We start from the raw sequence: 18,452 nt of genomic DNA, 5'->3' as shown, positions 1-18,452 counted from the left end.
GCGACCGTTGGCGGCTAGTGTCGTGACATGAACTCGCCGAAGGTCGACGTGACCCCGTCACCGACCCCCGACTCCGGAGACTCGGCCCCCGCCCAGCCCGCGGAAGTGCTCGATGTGCTCGCTCCGGTAGACCAATCGCCGCCGCCGCCCGACCGCGTCCCGTTCGTCGTGTGGCCGGGTACCCCGTATCCCCTCGGTGCCACGTATGACGGTGTGGGAACCAACTTCTCGCTGTTTTCCGAGACGGCGACCGCGGTCGATCTGTGCCTCGTCGACGGCGCCGGGATCGAGCAGCGGATTCGGCTCGACGAGGTCGACGGCTACTGCTGGCACTGCTATCTGCCGAACATCGGTCCGGGACAGTTCTACGGTTTTCGCGTCCACGGCCCCTACGACCCGTCGCAGGGGCAACGCTGCGATCCGAGCAAGCTGCTGCTCGACCCGTACGGCAAGGCATTTCACGGTGAGTTCGACGGCGACGCGTCGCTGTTCTCCTACCCGATGGTGACCGAAGAGGACCACGGTCACCAGGCCGAGGACGAGAACACCGAGGACACCGCCGGTGCCGAGACGGTGAACAAGGTCACGGAGGACGCCTCGTCGGCCACCGGAGCCACGGACTCGGAGGCCTCCGCCGACGACGCGGTCGGGATCGACGAGACGCCGACCACCGCGGCGCCTCCCCGGCGCACGATGGACAGCGCGACGGCCGACGCCGAGGAAGCGCTCGCGCGGGCCTCCGTCGGCAGCGACGACGCCGCGGATCTCACCGAGCCCCTGCCCGTCGTCGCCCAGCATCCCGATGACATGCCGCAACTGGACTCGCTCGGCCACACCATGGTGTCGGTGGTCGTCAACCCGTACTTCGATTGGCAGCACGACCGGTCACCGAAGTTGCCGTATCACCAGACGGTGATCTACGAGGCGCACGTCAAGGGCATGACGGCCACGCACCCCGACATCCCGGAGCACCTGCGTGGCACCTATGCCGGGCTCTGTCACCCGGTCATCATCGATCACCTGAAGTCGTTGGGCATCACCGCGATCGAGCTGATGCCGGTGCACCAGTTCATGCAGGACTTCGTGTTGCAGGACAAGGGCCTGCGAAACTACTGGGGATACAACACCTTCGGGTTCCTCGCGCCGCACCTCGAGTACGCCTCCAACCCCGATCTGCCGGCGAGCGCGGTGACCGAGTTCAAGGCGATGGTACGGGCGTTCCACAAGGAGGGCATCGAGGTCATCCTCGACGTCGTCTACAACCACACCGCCGAGGGCAATCATCTCGGTCCGACCGTCTCGTTCCGCGGCATCGACAACGGCGCCTACTATCGGTTGGTCGACGGCAACCCCGAGATGTACATGGATTACACCGGAACCGGCAACAGTCTCAACGGCCGCCACCCGCACACCCTGCAACTCATCATGGACTCGCTGCGGTACTGGGTGCTCGAGATGCACGTCGACGGGTTCCGGTTCGATCTGGCCTCGACTCTCGCGCGCGAGCTGCACGATGTGGACCGGCTGTCCGCGTTCTTCGATCTGGTGCAACAGGATCCGGTCGTGTCCCAGGTGAAGCTCATCGCGGAGCCGTGGGACATCGGTGAGGGCGGCTATCAGGTCGGCAACTTCCCCCCGCTGTGGACCGAATGGAATGGCAAGTACCGCGACACCGTCCGCGACTACTGGCGCGGTGAACCGGCGACGTTGGGCGAGTTCGCCTCCCGGCTGACCGGGTCGTCGGATCTGTACGAGGCGACCGGCCGCCGGCCCCTGGCGAGCATCAACTTCGTCATCGCACACGACGGTTTCACACTGCGGGACCTGGTGTCGTACAACGAGAAACACAACATCGCCAACGGCGAGGACAACCGCGACGGCGAGAGTCACAACCGCTCGTGGAACTGCGGTGTCGAGGGCCCGACCGACGACCCGGACATCCTCGCGTTGCGCGCACGCCAACAGCGCAACATCCTGGCGACGCTGTTCCTGTCGCAGGGCACCCCGATGCTGGCCCACGGCGACGAGTTCGGCCGCACGCAGCAGGGCAACAACAACGTGTACTGCCAGGATTCAGAACTCTCGTGGATGGACTGGTCGCTCGCGGAGAAGAACTCCCACCTTCTCGAGTTCACGCGCCGCGCCATCGCTCTGCGCACTGCCCACCCGGTATTCCGCCGACGACGGTTCTTCGCGGGTAAGCCGATCCGGTGGGGTGATCAGGCACTCGACATCGTCTGGCTCACCCCCGGCGGCGAGACCATGACTGCCGCCGACTGGGACAGCGGGTTCGGCAAGAGCCTCGCGGTGTTCCTCAACGGCGACGGGATCGGCGAGAAGGACGAGCGCGGGGAGACAGTGACCGATGACAGCTTCATCATCTGCTTCAACGCGCACGACGGCGACATCGACTTCCATCTGCCCTCGTCCTGGAGTCCGGACTGGGTCGGTGAGCTCGACACCGCCGACCCGACCGGTCACACCGACATCACGGTGACGGCAGGTTCGACGTTCACCGTCGGCGCCCGGTCGGTGCTCGTACTGCGCAAGAACACGTGACCGCCGATCGCACGATGACCTCGGACACCGGATCCCGACACGTGGGCGGACGGCGCGAGCCGCTGGCGACGTATCGCATTCAGCTGACCCCCGAGGTCGGGTTTCGCGAGGTCCTCGACATGCTGCCCGCCATCGCCGGGCTCGGAGTCAGTCACCTGTACCTGTCTCCGATCGGTCGCGCGATGCCGGGGTCCACACACGGCTACGACTGGGTTCCGCCCCCGCAGGTGTCCGACGATCTCGGCGGGATCGAGGGCCTCCGCGAACTTCGCTCGGCAGCAACAGCATCCGGGCTCGGCATCATCATCGACATCGTGCCGAACCACACCGGCGTCGCCGACGCACTGCAGAATCCGTGGTTCACCGACCTCCTGCGCCACGGCTCAGCTTCCCGCTACGCGACGTGGTTCGACGTCGACTTCTCCACGGAGAACGGCGCCGACGGCAAGATCGCGCTACCGGTCCTCGCCGCCGACGGCGATCTGTCACCGCTCACCGTCGCCGACGGCACGCTGCGCTACTACGATCACGTCTTCCCCACCGCACCCGGGTCCACGGATTCCGACGATCCGCTCGAGGTGCACGATCGGCAGCACTATCGCCTCGTCCCGTGGAACAGCGGTCTGATCGGCTATCGGCGGTTCTTCACCGTCAACGAACTCGCCGGGCTGCGACAGGAGGATCCGGAGGTGTACGCCGGGACCCACCGATGGTTGCTCGACCTGATCGACGAGGACCTCATCGACGGTGTCCGAGTGGATCATCCGGACGGACTGTGGGATCCGCAGGCATACCTGCGCAGGCTGAGAACCGACATCGGTGACGGTCGGCTGCTGTACGTGGAGAAGATCCTCGCCGCCGACGAGCAGCTCGAACCCACGCTCCCGGTCGAGGGCACCACCGGCTACGACCAGCTCCGGGTGATCGACGCGGTACTCACCGCACCGACCGGTGTGATCGAGCTCGACGAGATCCACGAGCTACGCACCGGGCAGAAGGGTGACGCGGCGTGGCTGCATTCGGCCGAACGGGCGCGGAAGCTCGCCACCCTGCGCAACATGTTCCCCACCGAGCACCGACGTCTGGTCCGGGCCATCACCCACTCCGACCCGTCGGCCGATCTGGCGGCGGTCGCGGAGGCGACCGCCGAACTCATCGCCGATCTCGGTGTCTACCGCGCCGACTACCCTTCGCTGCGCGGCAGGCTCGTGGTCACAGCCGCCGAGATCGGCAGGCGCATCCCGCGTCTGGCGCCCGTTCTGGACCTCATCGTCCAGGCCACCGCGAGTCCCGGTGCGGCAACCTCGCGCCTCGCACAGACCTGCGGCGCCGTCACCGCGAAAAGCGTCGAGGACAGCCTGTTCTACCGGACCGCGCGCCTGGTGTCGGCACAGGAGGTCGGCGGCGACCCGGCGAACCCAACTGTTTCCCTGCGAGAGTTCCACGCGCACAACGGTCGCCGCGCACGCGACTGGCCATGGGCGATGACCGCGTCGTCCACCCACGACACCAAACGCGGCGAGGACGTGCGGGCTCGGATCGCTCTGCTGACCCAGGTCCCGGAACGCTGGTCACGCCTGGTCGGAGAGATCTGGTCGCGCAACCCACCTCCCGACGACCTCTCCGGGTACTTCCTGTTGCAGAACATCATCGGCGTGTGGCCCACCGATTCCGCGGTCGACGACGACCTGCGCGACCGACTGAAGGCCTATGCGCAGAAGGCCACCCGTGAGGGCGGTCTGCGGACGACGTGGACCGAGGTCGACGAACGGTTCGAGGATGCGGTGGACGAGTGGATCGAGCAGGTGACCCGCGGCGAGAACGCCGCGGCGATCGGCGATCTCGTCGGACGGATCGCATCGAGCTGGCGTTCGGAGTCATTGTCACGCAAGGCCATCGCCCTGTTGGGCCCGGGCGTCGGCGACATCTACCAGGGCACCCAGTGGTGGGACGACTCGCTGGTCGATCCCGACAACCGACGGCCCGTCGACTACGGACAGCCCACTGATCATCCGAAGGCCGCATTGATCCGCGCCGCCCTGCGGGCCCGCGACGAGAACCGCCAGGCGTTCCGTCCCGGCAGCGACTACCTCGCGCTGACATCGGACGGCCCTGCCGCCGACCACGTGATCGCCTTCGCCCGCGGCGACAAGGGCAAGCCGCTGGTGATACTGGTGGCGCTTCGCTTCACCCACAGCCTCACCGACCACGGACGGTCGACAACGACGGTCTCGTTGCCCGACGGCGTGTGGCGTGATGCGATCACCGGCGCGACCGTGAGCGGCTCGATCGCCCTGGCCGATCTCGTCGGCGACGGGGTCGCCATCCTCACGCGCATTCGACCGGACTGAACGCCTCGCCCAATCCGGGCGGTGTCCCACCCCGGGCGGGGGACTCAGCCGGCCGGTGCCGGGGCGGTCGGATTCGCCGGCGCGGCAGGTGTCGTCGGCTGTGCCGGAGCCTGACCAGGGTTCTGGCCACCCTGCTCGGGACCGATACCGGCCTGAGCACCGCTCAGCTGGCTGACCAACCACTGGCCATCCTCCTTGCGTAGGTCCAGCCACAGCAGCATCAAACTCTTGCCGCCGTCCGGTGCGAGCGCACTCTTGCCCGACACCTCCATCAGGACCGACGTCCGCGCCGTCGTCGTGTCGAAGCTCTCCACCGACACCGACTTCACCGTCGACTCCGCGTCCTGCAGATTCAACTGGGTGACCGCCGCAGCGGTGTCAGACTGCTGCTGCTCCAGGTGCTTGCGGAACTCACCCGTCGACAGCGGGCCGAGGAGTTCCTTCATGTCACCCACGCCGTCCTTGGTCATCGTGCCGACCAGCTTGGTGACGAACTGTTCGGATGCCACCTTGCTGTCGTCGAACGCGGACAGCTTCTGAGCCTGCTGGTGATAGCCCCAACCGAGCAGAGCGACACCGACGATGGCTGCCACCACGACGAGGGCCCCGGCGGTCTTGGCGAGTCCGGCGGCGGTGAACGTCAGCGAGATCTGCTTACCGCGTGTCGCCGTCGATGCGTGTGCCGGCGCCGGGGTGTCCGTGTCGTCGGCGTCGTCGCCGGCCGGCGACGACGCCCGCCGGTCCGCCTTCGTGCGAGCGGCCTTGGTCCGCGGGCGCGGTGCGGGAGCATCCGCGCCGGATGCCGACTCAACTCCGTCCGCCGTGTCCGGGGCAGATGCCCGGCCCTCGGCGCCCGTCTCGTCGGCGATGCCGGTTTCGTGTCCTTCCGCAGTGGTGTCGGAGTCGTCGTTCGTCTTGTCCTGCTTGGTCATCCCTGCTCTTCACATCACTTGTCTAGTGGCACGGTCCGCGCGTTCGGGTCATAGTTCGGCGGCGGGCCGGCGGTGTCGTCACCGGGTGGTCGTGGGGCGTTGGCCGATCCGCGGATCTGCTGCGCCGGGTCCTCGGTGACACAGTACAGATTGGTCGGAACGCTGAGCTCAAGGATCTTCGTGGGCCGCACCGGGGTGACCGCATAGTTGCAGCTCGGTCTCGGGAAGACCGAGCCGAAGGCCCACCACGCCCCGTCGTGGAACATCGTGAGGCTCTTGACGCTCGCGTCGCGGATCGACGGCAGCAGGTTGGCGATCGCCGGTGCGCGCAGGGCGCCCTGCCGGGCGATGTCGACGAACTGCTGCAGCACGTCCGACACCGGATCGCGGATCTGGTTGAGCGAGCCGGTGAGACTGGTCAGCTGCGACGGTCCGCGGCCGAGGAGCGTGCGGATCTCTTTGTCGGAGGCGACCGCAGCGTTCACGATGGTGCTCAACGAGTCGACGGTCGTCCCGAAGTCCGGTTGGATGTTTGCCGTGGTCTTGAGGATCGTGCCACTGTCGGAGATGAGCCTCTTGGTCTCCGGCAACACGCGGGCGAGGTCGGCGAAGATGGTTCCGCCCGAGACGAACAGTGCGCGCAGCACGTTGTCGTCGTCGCCGTCGGAGCCGAGCGCGACCTCCAGATTGTCCACGGCAGAACGCAGTTTCACCGGATCGATCTGTTCGACGACGTTCAGTGCCGATTCCAGCATGGTCGGGAACGGTGCGGTGACCCGGGTCTGGTTGACCTGGATCTCGTCGCCGTCGGTGAAGTACGGACCGTCGGCGGTCTGTGGTTCGAAATCGACGTACTGCTCACCCGCAGCGGACAGACCGAGGGCCGCGACGGTCGCGTTCCGATTGATCTTGACGTCGTCCTCGATCGACACGGTCACGTCGACCGATTCGGGTTGCACCCTGATCTTCTCCACGTCGCCGATCCGCGCGCCACGCAGGGTGACACCCGAGGTCTCCTGCAGGCCACCGGAGATCGGGAAGTGCACCGTCAGCTGATAGGTGCCGCGGAACGGATCCCATCGGAGTGCCCCGAAGGAGAGGTAGGCCAGCCCGACGAGCATCACCAGGACGAGACCGATGTTGCCGACCAGAATCGAGTGCCGTCGCACCCAGCTGAACGGTCCGGACAGCGCGCTCATCCGCAGCATCCCTTCGTCCCGGTCAGGCGGGCGAGCAGCCGGGTCAGCGTCTGCTGCAGCGCCTTCGACGCCTCGTCGACGTCACCGACCTCGGGAAGCCGGGTCGCCGAATCGAATCCGGCACCCGGGTTGAGGTAGTAGACCTTCGACGACAACGCCGCCGCGCTGCCCGGCGTCGACTTGACCCACTTGGGTGTCAGCACCGCGACGTTGTCCGACAGTGCCCCCAACGTCGAGGCACCCTCGCGCAGCCCGTTGAGCGCGGTCTGCAGGTGCCCGATCATCTCGACGAGGTTGTCGCCGTCGGAGTTCAGGAAGTCGTTCGTCGCCGCCGTGACCTGATTCGTCTTGTCCAGCGTCGTCAGGATCTGACCGATCTGGGAGTTGATCGCGTTGACTGCCGGACCCAGCTTGTTGATCGACGCCATGATCTGCGCGCGACCTGCCGCAAGTTGATCCGTCAGGACCCGCGTGGTGCGCATCGACTCGTCGACCGCGCCGGCGTTCTGGTTGAACTTGGTGATCGCCGTCGTCAGGCCCTCGATGGAGCCGGACAGCGCATCCGGATCGGCGGACACCGCACTGCTGAGTTCGGTCAGGATCACCTGGACCGAGCTCAGCGAGCCGCTGTCCACCAGACCCGACGTGCTGACGAGCAGATCCTCGACGGTGGCGGCGGCCGACGTCGGCCCGGACAGTGTGTCACCATTCGTCATGTAGCCGCCCTGCTGCCCCTTGGGCGGCAGCAGGGCGACGAACACGTCGCCGAGCGGGGTGGCCTGGCGCAACTCCGCACCCGTCCCCACGGGCAACTTCGACGAGGTCCCGACATCCATGGTCACGACAGCCGAGTAGTCGCGAGCCACGATGTCGGACACCTGCCCGACGTCGTTGCCGTACAGCTTCACCTTTGCCTTGGTAGGAAGGTTGAGGGCGTTGTCGAACTTCGCGGTGAGCTTGATCGAGTCACCGATTCCACCCGGCGCCGGCAACGGGATCTGCTCGACGGTCAGGCCCGGCACGATCCCGCAGCCCGACATCGTCAGCACCACGCCCACCGCCGCCGCCATGAGCCCGCGGCGCCGCAACCGGTGACCCGATTCACCATCGGACTGTGCCCGGAAGGGTGCCGGGCGCGTCTCTCGCACGGTCACGCGTGTCATTTCGTCAACTCCAGGAGTGCCGAGAATACCCCGAGGTCGGGTCCGAAATCCTTCAATTGCCCAGTGCGGCAACCATTCTTCTGCAGGTTGATCGCCTGACAGAAGGTCGACACCGCCTCGGTGTCGATCAGCGACTTGTCCAGGAGCACCTGTGCGCGCCATGCGCCCTGTTCCGCCGACACCGAGTTGCTGAGGTTCTGGAACAACAGCGGCCCGAGATCGATGGTCTCGACGACCTGCCGCGAGAAGTCGCTCAGGTTGGACGCCAGAGCGGCGAGGCGGCCGGTCGACGAACCGATGGTGCCGGCGTTGTCCCTCAAGAAGGCCGTCGTGTTCTGCAGCGCAACATTGAGATCCGCCAACGTCGCCTGCAGACCCGGTGCCTGGGTGCGCAACATGCCCGCCACGTCGTTGATCGACCTGGAGAACGCGGTCATCTTCGGGTAGTTCGAGACGAGGGTCGTCGTGAGTTTCTGCACGGTGCGGATGATGTCGACGAGGGCGTCGCTGTTGCCCGACGCGACCGACCCGGCCTTGCTGAGCTCGTCGAGCGCCTCGCGCATCCGTTCGCCGTTGCCGCTGGTGATGCCCGTGGTGATGTCGATCATGTCGGCCACCGGGCCCTCGCCCGGCGCATCTCCGGACAACGACTTCACCAGTCCGTCGATGGAGTCGAACAGTTCGCCCACCGACACCGGACTCTTCGTCTGAGTGATGACCGAGCCGTCGGTGAGTTTGGGCCCTTCCGAATAGGTCGGCGACAGTTCGACATGCCGCGTGGTCACGATCGACGTGTTGACGATCGCCGCGGTGGCGTTTGCCGGTATCGGGACGTCCTTGTCGACGGTGAAGGTCACCTTGACCCGGTTGCCCTGCTGTTCCACGGAGGTGACTTGCCCGACCGGCATGCCGAGGACCGCGACATCGTTGCTCTTGTACAGACCAGAGACGTCGTCGAAGTAGGCGGTGACCTCGATGGCGGACCCGAAGGCCGTCGTCCATGTCGCCGGGATCAGCGAGCAACCGGACAGGCCGAGCACGACGAGTACCGACATCGCGGTCAACGTCAGCGAGCGTCGAAGAGCGATGCGGCTCAACATCCGTCCACCACCCGTGCCGTGCACAGCCAATTGTCCGGGAAGATGCCCCAGGGCAGATAGCCATTGGCGTACGGTCCGTCGCCGATCACGTTGTTGGTGAGACGTGCGGTGACCGGGAGGACCTCGAGCAGTTTGCGCAGGTTCTGCCGATTCTTCTCCAGCCCCTGCGACATCGTGTTGAGGTTGGCCATGATGGGTGCGAACTGGTTTCCGTTCTCCCGGGCGACCGCCCGGGCCTGCTCGGTGAGCTCGGCGATGCCATCGAGCATGCGGGTGACCAATGCCTCTCGTGCGGCGATCTTCTCGGCGAGCTGGCGGCCCTGGCCGACGATGATCGATAACTGCGTCTGACTGTCGTTGACGATCGAGGTCACCGTCTTGGTGTCGCTCACGAGCTGATTGATCTGATCGCGCCGATTGGTGATCACCTTCGACATCGCGGTCAGCGAGTCCAGCGTCGGCTTGGTGACCGCGGGCGCGCCGGCGAGCTGCTTGTTGAGTGTGCGCAGCCCTTCGGCGAAGTCCTCGTCGTTGATCCCGGCGATGACCGGAGTCCCCGCCTCGATCGTCTTCTGCAGATCGTAGGGCACACTGGTCTGCGAAATACGGCCGTCGGGCGCCGGGGACGTCGAATCCCCCAGGGAGACATCGACATAGCGCTGCCCCAGGAGGGTCGACATCTTGATCTCGGCGGAGCCGTTCGAGGTGACGTCGACATCACGGTCGACCTTCATCGTGACCGTCACGTGGTTTCCGTCGAGCTCGGTGGAACTCACCTCACCGACGTCGATGCCCGCGACGCGCACCTTGTCGCCGGGTCGGATGCCGCCGGCCTGCGCGAAATCACCGACATAGGTCTTCTTGCCGATGTGCGCTCCGGCCAAACCTGTGACGGCCAGCACGAGCAGCACGATGACCACTGCGCCGGCCAGACCGTACCAGACGCGCCGGTTCTCGTCGAAGCTCTTGCGCCACCTGCTCATCGACATACCTCCGAATGTCGTGTGCCGCCGATCTTGTTGATGATCCCCGGCGGGAAGAGGACGTCGCCGATGGCGATGTCGAGGTCGCATGCGTAGATGTTCAGGTAGGCGCCCTGGCCGAGCACGAGCGGGAAGTGCCCGAGGAAGATCGGCAGCTGACCGGCCAGACGATCGAGCTTGGCACCGTTGGAGATCAGCGTGTTCGTGGCCGCCCGTGCGTCGGTGGCTGCGCCCGCCAGCGAATCCCGGCTCTGTGAGAGGACGTCGGCGAATCCGCTGGCGGTCTGGCCGATCTGCGTCACCGACTTGCCGAAGGCGGCGGAGTTGGCGTTGAGGTCGCGGATCAGCGTGGAGATGCTGTCGACGACGGTGGTGACCTGCTTGCCCTGCAGCGACAGGTCACGCATCACCGAACTGAGGTTGTTGATGATCGCCCCGATCACCTGATCGCGGTCGGCCATGTCGCTGGCGAGCGTGCCGACCTCGGCGACGGTGTAGCTCAGCGACACCTGGTTGCCCTGGAATGCCTGGATGAGGCCTTCCGAGAGTGCATTGACCTGTTCGGGTTTCAGCGTCTCGAACACCGGCTGGAAACCGGCGAGCAGGCGCGTCACGTCGAAGGAGTCCTCGGACGGCTGCTGCAGCGTCGATCCGGCCGCCAAGGGCTTGCTCTCCTTCTCCTTCCCCTTGGCCAGGGTGAGCGACAGGTATCGCTGACCGATCAGGTTCTGGTAGCGGATCGCCGCCTGCGTGTTGGTGAACACCGACTGGTCGGTCTGCACCTCGAAGGTGACCCGCGCGCGTCCGTCGTCGAGCGAGATCTCGCTGACCCGCCCGACCCGCACACCCGCCATCCGGACATCGTCGCCGGTGGCGAGTCCCGACGCGTCGTTGAAGAAGGTCGTGTACGAGTTGGTGTTCCCCGGCAGCGATCGTTCCAGGGTCGACCAGATGACATACGTCAGCAGCAGCGCCACGACTCCGAAGACGGTGAATCCGATCAGAGGCTTGCGAATACTGGCCTGGCCGCGACTCATCGGCCACCTCCCTGGCGGTCACGCTGGGTACCGGGTGCAGCGGGGGCCTTCGGCGCGATGGTGCTCGACTGCACCAGAGGTCCGAGCATCAGGGTGTCCGCGGCGGTCGGCTTCCGTTTGAGTGCCGTGTTGAGCGTCTTGTTGTCCGCCCCCGTGGACACCGCACCGAACTTCGCCGCATTGCGCCGCATACCGTCCGACGGATAGATCATCAGCGGTCCCGAGCTCGTCGGACCCGTGCCCGTGCCCGGGCCCACACAGCCGGGTCCGCGGGTCTGGCCGTACCTGCCGCCGTTGTAGACCGGGCAGTTCTGTCGCGTATACCGTTCGAACGCACCGAAGCTCACGCCGATGTTCAACTGTGCGTGACCGTTCACCCCAGTGAACACGGTCAGCACCTTCGCCGCGAGGTTGTTGAGTGCCGTCAGCGCCTGCGGCAGCGATTCGGGTTCCAGGACAGCCGCTCCGATCATCGTGTTGAGATCCCGGACGACTCGCTGCCCGCGGTTCCCGTTCGCGGCGAACAGCGCCTGGGTCTCGTCGAGCACACCCTGCCCGGCAGAGAGCAGCGCGGTGAGATCCTGCTGCTTCTCCGCGATGGTCATCGCCGGGATCACGCTGCGGCCCAGGGTGTCCAGCAGCTCGGGGGTCGACTGCGACAGGCCGCGGACGGCGTTGTTGAAGTTGTCGAAGCCGGACGGCGCGCCCGGCGGGAACTGTGCGTTGATGGTCTGCCAGTAGTTGTTGAGCAGCGGCACGAACGCCCCGAACACCGCGCCGCCGCCCTTGAGCGCATCGGCGAGCGTCCCGAGGACCGACGCGAGCTCCTCCGGGGGTACCGCCTGCAACAGTGTCCGGATCTCGTTCTGCGCGTCCTGCAGACGGAGGGTCTCGAGCGACTCGTTGGCCGGGATCGTGGCATCCGAGGACAGATGCCCGGAAGCCGGTTGCTCAGGACGGACGAGTTCGACCGAGTTGACGCCGAACAGGTTCGACGGCACGGTCCGCGCGGTGACATTGCTCGGGATCCCCACGGCCTGATCCGGAGTGATGTCGATACCGACGTCCTTGTACTGCAGATTTCCCGGTCCGACCTCGTTGCTGAGCTCGATCGACTTCACCGATCCGACGATCAGCCCGTTGTAGCGGACATCAGCACTCGTGACGAGACCGTCGCCGACGTCGGTGAGCTTGGCGGTCACCGGGACCGTCGAGGTGAACGTGCCCTGATAACGCAGGAAGAGCAGGACGAAGAGTATGAGGAGCGCGACGAGGAACGCGACGCCGCGCAGGACATAGGTGAGCAGCGAAGGATCGCGGCCACCGGTGGCGATGTTCAAACTCCTCCCCCTATCCCGAGATCTTGATTCCGGGAGACGTGCCCCAGAACACCAATGTCATGACGAGATTCGCGAAGACGATCACGATGATCGCCATCCGGATCGCGTGACCGGCGGCCACACCCACACCTTCGGGACCTCCAGAGGCGAAATAGCCGTAGTAACACTGGATGAACGTCGTCAGCAGGACGAAGACGATCACCTTGATGAACGAGAACACCATGTCGGAGGACAGCAGGAACTGGTTGAAGTAGTAGAGGTACGTCCCGGCGCCCTGGTCGCTCTGGAGTTGATACATCACCTGACATGCGAGGTAGTTGGCTGCGAGCGAGACCGCGTAGAGCGGCACGATCGCCAGCACCGCAGCCGACATGCGGGTGGTGACGAGGTAGGGCAACGGGCGGATCGCGATCGACTCGAGCGCATCGATCTCCTCAGCGATGCGCATCGAACCGAGTTGCGCGGTGAACCGACACCCGGACTGCGCGGTGAACGCCGTCGCCGCGAGCAAGGGCGCGATCTCGCGCGTGGTGGCGAATGCCGACAGTCCGCCGGTCACCGGCCCCATGCCGAGCAGGTTCAGTGCGGTGTAGCCCTCGATCCCGACGGTGGCCCCGCCCATCAGGCCGAGGATCACCATGACGCCGACGGTGCCGCCGCCGACGATCAGCGCACCGTTGCCCCATGCCACGTCGGAGAGGAGCCGCCACACCTCCTTGCGGTAGTGCGTGAAGGTGAGCGGGACCGACCCGATCGACTTCAGCAGGAAGGTGATGAGGTGGCCCATCGCTGCGATACCGTCGCGCGGACCGCGATACAGGCCCTTGGCAGCCTCGACCGGGCGCAACAGAGGCGGTATATAGCGGGATGCGGTCATCTCACACCACCTTCGCCGGGACGAGCATGGTGAACAACTGGGTCAGCAACACGTTGACCGTGAACAGAAGCAGGACCGAGTTCACCACGGCCGCGTTGACAGAGTTGGCCACGCCGGCCGGCCCACCCTTCGTGTTCAGCCCGCGGTCACAGGCCACGACCGCGACAATCGCGCCGAAGATCACCGCTTTGATGATGGCGAAGGCCAGGTCCGAGGTACTGGCGAACGACGCAAAGGTGCCCGTGTAACTACCCGGCGTCCCGCCCTGGAAGTAGACGTTGAACACGTAGCCGGTGATGAAGCCAACGAAGCAGACGAAGCCGCAGAGGAGAAAGCTGACAACCATCGTCGCGAGCAGACGCGGCGAGATCAAGCGCTGGACGGGATTGACGCCCATGACACGCATCGCGTCGATCTCGTCGCGGATCGTGCGGGAACCGAGGTCCGCGGCGATGGCCGACCCGACCGCTCCGGCGAGCAGCAGCGAGGTCACCAGCGGTGCGCCCTGGCGGATCACACCGAGACCGGTCGCGGCACCGGAGAACGACGTCGCACCGATCTGGCCCGCGATGTTCGACACCTGGATGGACACGATCACGCCGATCGGGATCGCGACCAGGAATGTCGGGAACACCGACGTGCTGGCCATGAAGGCGCACTGCCGGATGAACTCACCGAACGGGAACCGACGCTTGACGATGTCGACGAAGAGGACTTTGAAGACCTCGACGAACATGCCCATCTGGCGCCCGAACGTGTCGAACGAGGCCACGACGTGCTCACGGAACCACCGGCGTATCCCGCCGGAGGTCCGTGCCCCGCCCCCGTTCGACGTCACCGCGTCAGTACTCAATCCCCCACCCTCGCGTTCGACTCCCCACACCCGGAGTAAGTCATATCACATATATGTTCTGGATCGAGACGCATGGTCGACTCCGCGCTGTCGTGTGCATCCCCCCGGATGAGCCGACCCCCCGGCCGGTAATATACCTCGCTTTACTCCCTATGCTGTGTCACGGGTCACACTACCGAGATCTGCGCCTTCAGTACCGGCGACATACCTTGTGTTGAGTGACCGATGAGTCGAGGACTGCCGACACCATAACTGGGACGAGCGACCAGAGGTGGCAAAACCCCTCCATTCCTATCTCGGCGAGTCCCCATGACGTGCCCGAGCCGCCGTCATCACCTGCGGAACTGCGTGTGTGGGCGCCGGACGCCGACACGGTGACACTGCTGCTCGACGAAACCGGCGCCGACGAGCCGCGGCGGATCGACATGCAGCGCGATGTGATCTCCCCAGGCTGGTGGGTCCCCACCGCGGCCCCGGAGTTCGACGCCGACTCGCCCGTCCGGTACCGGTACTCGGTCGACGGCGGCGATCCGGTCCCGGATCCGCGGGCGCCCCGACTCCCAGACGGCGTCCACGGTTCCGCCGCGCTGTATCGCATCGACGAATCGGTGTGGCACGACGACGACTGGTCCGGAATCGACATCCGCGGGGCCGTCCTCTACGAGCTGCACATCGGCACCTTCACCGCCGACGGCACGTTCGACGCCGCGATCGACCGTCTGGATCATCTGGTGGACCTCGGGGTCGACGTCGTCGAGGTCATGCCGATCAACGCCTTCAACGGCACGTACGGGTGGGGCTATGACGGCGTGGCGTGGTTCGCCGTCCACGAACCGTACGGCGGCCCCGACGGTTTCGCCCGGTTCGTCGACGCCTGCCATCGCCGTGGACTCGGCGTCGTCCTCGACGTCGTCTACAACCATCTCGGTCCGTCGGGCAACTATCTGCCCCGATTCGGTCCGTATCTGACCGAGGGCACGACCAGCTGGGGATCGTCGGTCAACCTGTCCGAACCCGAGTCCGACGAGGTACGGGCGCTGATCCTCGACAACGCGCTGCGCTGGTTCGCCGAGTTCCATGTCGACGGGCTGCGGCTGGATGCCGTGCACGCTCTCGTCGACCACCGCGCGGTGCACCTGCTGGAGGAACTGGCGATCGCCACCGACGCCCTCGCAGCCGAACTCGGCCGGCCGCTGTCACTCATCGCGGAGAGCGATCTCAACGACCCACGGCTGATCGTCCCGCGCGACCTCGGCGGGTACGGCCTCACCGCGCAGTGGGACGACGACATCCACCACGCGATCCACACCGCGGTCTCCGGAGAGCGGCAGGGCTACTACGCCGACTTCGGGAGCCTGGACGCACTGGCGAAGGTAGTGCGCGGCGGCTTCTTCCACGATGGCACCTACTCGTCGTTCCGACGTCGCGGACACGGACGCCCGATTCCCACCGACGTCGTCTCCGCCAGTTCGCTACTCGCCTATACCTGCAACCACGATCAGGTCGGCAATCGCGCGATCGGTGATCGCCCGACGGCCTACCTCGACGGTGGGCAACTCGCCGTCAAGGCCGCACTCGTCCTGCTGTCCCCGTTCACGCCGATGTTGTTCATGGGCGAGGAGTGGGCGGCTGCGACACCGTTCGCGTTCTTCACCTCCCACCCGGAGCCGGAACTGGCCGACGCGGTCCGCACCGGTCGGCGCAGCGAGTTCGCCGATCACGGCTGGGACAGTGCCGACGTCCCCGACCCGCAGTCGCCGGCCACGTTCGAACGGTCACGGCTGGACTGGAGCGAGCCCGATCGGCCGGAACACCACCGGATGCTGGCGTTCTACCGCCAACTCATCGCGCTGCGCCGAACCGAACCCGACCTGCGCCGCGGCGATTTCGGCTCCATCAGCACCGCCTTCGACGACGACGCCGGATGGTTCGCGATGTTCCGCGGGGACTGGGCCGTCGTGTGCGTGCTGTCGGCGGACGAGACGGTCGTACCCGTCGGCCTGCGGCCCGAGGTGTCCTGGGCGGAGCCGACCCTCGAGTCCGATCGAGTCCGCAGTCCCGGGCACAACGTGGTGATCGGGCGGCTGTCACGGCGGTGACCGACGACGTGACGGCTTCTCGACGTATGTGGATCGCGGCTGGTGTGCCCCTCAGGTCGTGCTGGGTGTCCATCGTGTGGTGGTGGCGTCTCTCGGCAAACATATGTGCCTCAGTGTCGAAAATGTCCTGAGCTGTCTGACGTTTGAGTCCTGCCTGTAGCTACTGGACAAGGTGCACAGCTGTTGGCTGATCCACGTTCGCGTCGGCGAGGGGGACGCGAACGAGGACCGTAGTACGGTGAATCGGTGGCGGGACTTCGACTTTCACAGGTAGTGTGCGTCACCGCTGCATCGGTGATGTTTGTCTTGACCAGTTGTGACGTCGAGGTCGTCCCGGCCGAGTCGGACCTCTCGCCTCGCCCCCTCGAAGCGAATCAGGCTGACGATGCATTGTCGGCGATCAGGATCGCCCTGCCGGGGCAGTATCGGTTCACTGCGGGGTACTCCGTGCCACCGCCAATGTCGGGGAAGTCGGCCCATTTCCTCCGATACGATCAGGCGGAGAAAGTAGATCTGCGTGCGTTGGCCGAGATGAACGTCGACCGCGAGTTCGGTCCAGTCCTGCAGGCGAAGTGCGGCAGTGACCTATCCAGGTACTCGCTGGGATCAGCGATGGGTCTTCACTGCGAGGGGTCGATGTCGCTGACGGTGATTCGCAACGACGGGTTGGGCGCGGGCGACCTCGTTGCGGCCGGCAGTCAGGCCATAGTCGCGCCTGCAGGTGATGATCCACGTCAGATCTACATCTATTCGGAGGGGACATAGCGGGCTGCGCGATGACCTGGTTGAGCCCGATCACTAATACTCGATACCGAGGTCCGGCCCACCACCAAGGCGATGCAGAACCCAAGGTGATTCGGCATGACTGCGGCGTTCTCGGCGCCGAGGTAGGCATCCGCCGATTATCGGGCATTCCTTCCCGACGTCGGTTGTACGTTGATCTCATGCGGCGCCCCGACAATGAAATACCTGCGATAGCCCCGGTGCGCGGTGTGCTCAACCGCACCCCCGACTTCGTGCTCGCTTTGACGTCGACGACGGTGTTCTCCCGCGCGGTGGAATGGACCGTCGAAGCCTACCGTCGATCGACAGGTGGTGTGCCGATGTCGGGGTGGGGCTTCGGCAAAACCGAAACCACAGGCCATTCCAGCCCGCCGATGCTGTTCGGAATCGAATGGGCCAACGGAGAGTTCGCATCGAACATGCCCGGTCGCCGGATGCATGGCGGACTGTCGAATACCGGGACAAGTCGCGGATCCCCGCAACACTTCCAGGTCACATTCCGGCTCGATCATCTGCCGCCGCCGGGACCTTTCACGGTCGTGACCGCCTGGCCGTTCTACGATGTCAAGCGCAGGTGAGTTTCGACGCGTCAACGATCCTCGAGGCCGTCACCGATGTCGAACAGCTATGGGAACCAGTCGAACCGCCAGTCATAGACTTCGACCAGCCACCCCCACGACTCACCCCAGAACAATCGCTGCTGGTGATGCCGCGGACCGGATGGTTCGGCGAGCACTTCGACCCGACACCACAGCCACCACGCTTTGATGAGCACGGCAACGAACTGCGCTATATCCCCGTCATCGGCGACGAGCACGGAAACCTCACGCCTGGCGGACCGACTCGCCACGGGTGGCGAATGGCACGCGAAGACGAAGAGTGAACAGGCCGCTATCGAGATGACAGCAGAGAGGTGAGGTGCGCAGAGATCGGGGCACGGTCGATCGCCGCAGACGCTCCGACCCGAGTCATCTGGTCTGGCATTGCCTGTCGAGATCTACGGCAGCACTAGCCATGTGGAACGACTACTGCTCGATCACGCCGGCTTCATCGGCTGGCCTCGTGTCAGACCCATGTCGTGAGTCCGACAACGCTCCGAGCCTCGTCATCGACGGTGAGACAGCCCCCAATCGGCCCGCCGGACCGATCCAGGAGATTGCACTCCAGGCGGCAACC

At 65.7% G+C, this 18,452-nt stretch carries 14 protein-coding genes; 5 read left to right on the top strand and 9 right to left on the bottom strand.

What is annotated here, in order from left to right:
- The first annotated feature begins 27 nt into the window (after positions 1-27).
- Positions 28-2,559: a glycogen debranching protein GlgX gene (glgX, locus tag QSJ19_RS02400; RefSeq protein WP_286318085.1), complete on the top strand. Its 2,532-nt coding sequence runs from the start codon at positions 28-30 to the stop codon at positions 2,557-2,559.
- A gap of 14 nt (positions 2,560-2,573) precedes the next feature.
- Entirely contained in the window at positions 2,574-4,910 is a 2,337-nt protein-coding gene (gene treY / locus QSJ19_RS02395) for a malto-oligosyltrehalose synthase (protein ID WP_286318084.1), read from the top strand.
- Positions 4,911-4,954: 44 nt separating this feature from the next.
- Here the strand turns inward: treY and QSJ19_RS02390 are convergent, their stop codons facing one another.
- The 9 genes from QSJ19_RS02390 to QSJ19_RS02350 form a co-directional block, all read right to left on the bottom strand.
- Entirely contained in the window at positions 4,955-5,842 is an 888-nt protein-coding gene (locus tag QSJ19_RS02390; protein ID WP_286318083.1) for a hypothetical protein, read from the bottom strand.
- 14 nt (positions 5,843-5,856) lie between these two features.
- Positions 5,857-7,041: an MlaD family protein gene (locus QSJ19_RS02385; RefSeq protein WP_502876071.1), complete on the bottom strand. Its 1,185-nt coding sequence runs from the start codon at positions 7,039-7,041 to the stop codon at positions 5,857-5,859.
- Positions 7,038-8,111: an MlaD family protein gene (locus QSJ19_RS02380; protein WP_286318163.1), complete on the bottom strand. Its 1,074-nt coding sequence runs from the start codon at positions 8,109-8,111 to the stop codon at positions 7,038-7,040. Before QSJ19_RS02380 ends, QSJ19_RS02385 begins: the two co-directional genes overlap by 4 nt.
- Before the next feature lie 89 nt (positions 8,112-8,200).
- The gene (locus QSJ19_RS02375; protein WP_286318081.1) at positions 8,201-9,304 is read right to left on the bottom strand and encodes an MCE family protein; all 1,104 of its coding nucleotides are present in this window, start codon (positions 9,302-9,304) and stop codon (positions 8,201-8,203) included.
- Entirely contained in the window at positions 9,298-10,287 is a 990-nt protein-coding gene (locus tag QSJ19_RS02370; protein ID WP_286318080.1) for an MCE family protein, read from the bottom strand. Before QSJ19_RS02370 ends, QSJ19_RS02375 begins: the two co-directional genes overlap by 7 nt.
- Positions 10,284-11,324 (bottom strand): MCE family protein, encoded by a 1,041-nt coding sequence (locus QSJ19_RS02365; RefSeq protein ID WP_286318079.1) that lies wholly within the window; start codon positions 11,322-11,324, stop codon positions 10,284-10,286. Before QSJ19_RS02365 ends, QSJ19_RS02370 begins: the two co-directional genes overlap by 4 nt.
- A complete protein-coding gene (locus tag QSJ19_RS02360) occupies positions 11,321-12,664 on the bottom strand; it encodes an MlaD family protein (protein WP_286318078.1) in 1,344 nt (447 codons plus the stop codon). The genes QSJ19_RS02365 and QSJ19_RS02360 overlap by 4 nt, the downstream gene beginning before the upstream one ends.
- A gap of 10 nt (positions 12,665-12,674) precedes the next feature.
- Positions 12,675-13,541, bottom strand: a complete 867-nt coding sequence (locus tag QSJ19_RS02355; RefSeq protein WP_286318077.1) for an ABC transporter permease — start codon at positions 13,539-13,541, stop codon at positions 12,675-12,677.
- Between the two features lies 1 nt (position 13,542).
- On the bottom strand, positions 13,543-14,394 hold the full coding sequence (locus QSJ19_RS02350) for an MlaE family ABC transporter permease (protein WP_286318076.1): 852 nt from the start codon (positions 14,392-14,394) through the stop codon (positions 13,543-13,545).
- A gap of 314 nt (positions 14,395-14,708) precedes the next feature.
- Here QSJ19_RS02350 and treZ point away from each other — a divergent pair, with 314 nt between their 5' ends.
- The 3 genes from treZ to QSJ19_RS02335 all read left to right on the top strand — a co-directional run bounded on the left by treZ (position 14,709) and on the right by QSJ19_RS02335 (position 18,159).
- The gene (treZ, locus tag QSJ19_RS02345) at positions 14,709-16,493 is read left to right on the top strand and encodes a malto-oligosyltrehalose trehalohydrolase (RefSeq protein ID WP_286318075.1); all 1,785 of its coding nucleotides are present in this window, start codon (positions 14,709-14,711) and stop codon (positions 16,491-16,493) included.
- A 944-nt stretch (positions 16,494-17,437) separates the two neighbouring features.
- Positions 17,438-17,854, top strand: a complete 417-nt coding sequence (locus QSJ19_RS02340) for a hypothetical protein (protein WP_286318074.1) — start codon at positions 17,438-17,440, stop codon at positions 17,852-17,854.
- Entirely contained in the window at positions 17,851-18,159 is a 309-nt protein-coding gene (locus QSJ19_RS02335) for a hypothetical protein (RefSeq protein WP_286318073.1), read from the top strand. Before QSJ19_RS02340 ends, QSJ19_RS02335 begins: the two co-directional genes overlap by 4 nt.
- The last annotated feature ends 293 nt before the right edge of the window (positions 18,160-18,452 follow it).

It is taken from the genome of Gordonia sp. ABSL11-1, assembly GCF_030315685.1.
Taxonomy (GTDB): domain Bacteria; phylum Actinomycetota; class Actinomycetes; order Mycobacteriales; family Mycobacteriaceae; genus Gordonia.
This window is presented reverse-complemented; position numbering and strand designations above follow the sequence as displayed.

Coding starts and splice junctions, on each gene's coding strand:
- QSJ19_RS02355 (WP_286318077.1), bottom strand. CDS start 13,541: ATGACCGCATCCCGCTATATACCGCCTCTGTTGCGCCCGGTCGAGGCT.
- QSJ19_RS02385 (WP_502876071.1), bottom strand. CDS start 7,041: ATGAGCGCGCTGTCCGGACCGTTCAGCTGGGTGCGACGGCACTCGATT.
- glgX (WP_286318085.1), top strand. CDS start 28: ATGAACTCGCCGAAGGTCGACGTGACCCCGTCACCGACCCCCGACTCC.
- QSJ19_RS02390 (WP_286318083.1), bottom strand. CDS start 5,842: ATGACCAAGCAGGACAAGACGAACGACGACTCCGACACCACTGCGGAA.
- treY (WP_286318084.1), top strand. CDS start 2,574: ATGACCTCGGACACCGGATCCCGACACGTGGGCGGACGGCGCGAGCCG.
- QSJ19_RS02365 (WP_286318079.1), bottom strand. CDS start 11,324: ATGAGTCGCGGCCAGGCCAGTATTCGCAAGCCTCTGATCGGATTCACC.
- QSJ19_RS02375 (WP_286318081.1), bottom strand. CDS start 9,304: ATGTTGAGCCGCATCGCTCTTCGACGCTCGCTGACGTTGACCGCGATG.
- QSJ19_RS02370 (WP_286318080.1), bottom strand. CDS start 10,287: ATGAGCAGGTGGCGCAAGAGCTTCGACGAGAACCGGCGCGTCTGGTAC.
- QSJ19_RS02380 (WP_286318163.1), bottom strand. CDS start 8,111: ATGGCGGCGGCGGTGGGCGTGGTGCTGACGATGTCGGGCTGCGGGATC.
- QSJ19_RS02340 (WP_286318074.1), top strand. CDS start 17,438: ATGCGGCGCCCCGACAATGAAATACCTGCGATAGCCCCGGTGCGCGGT.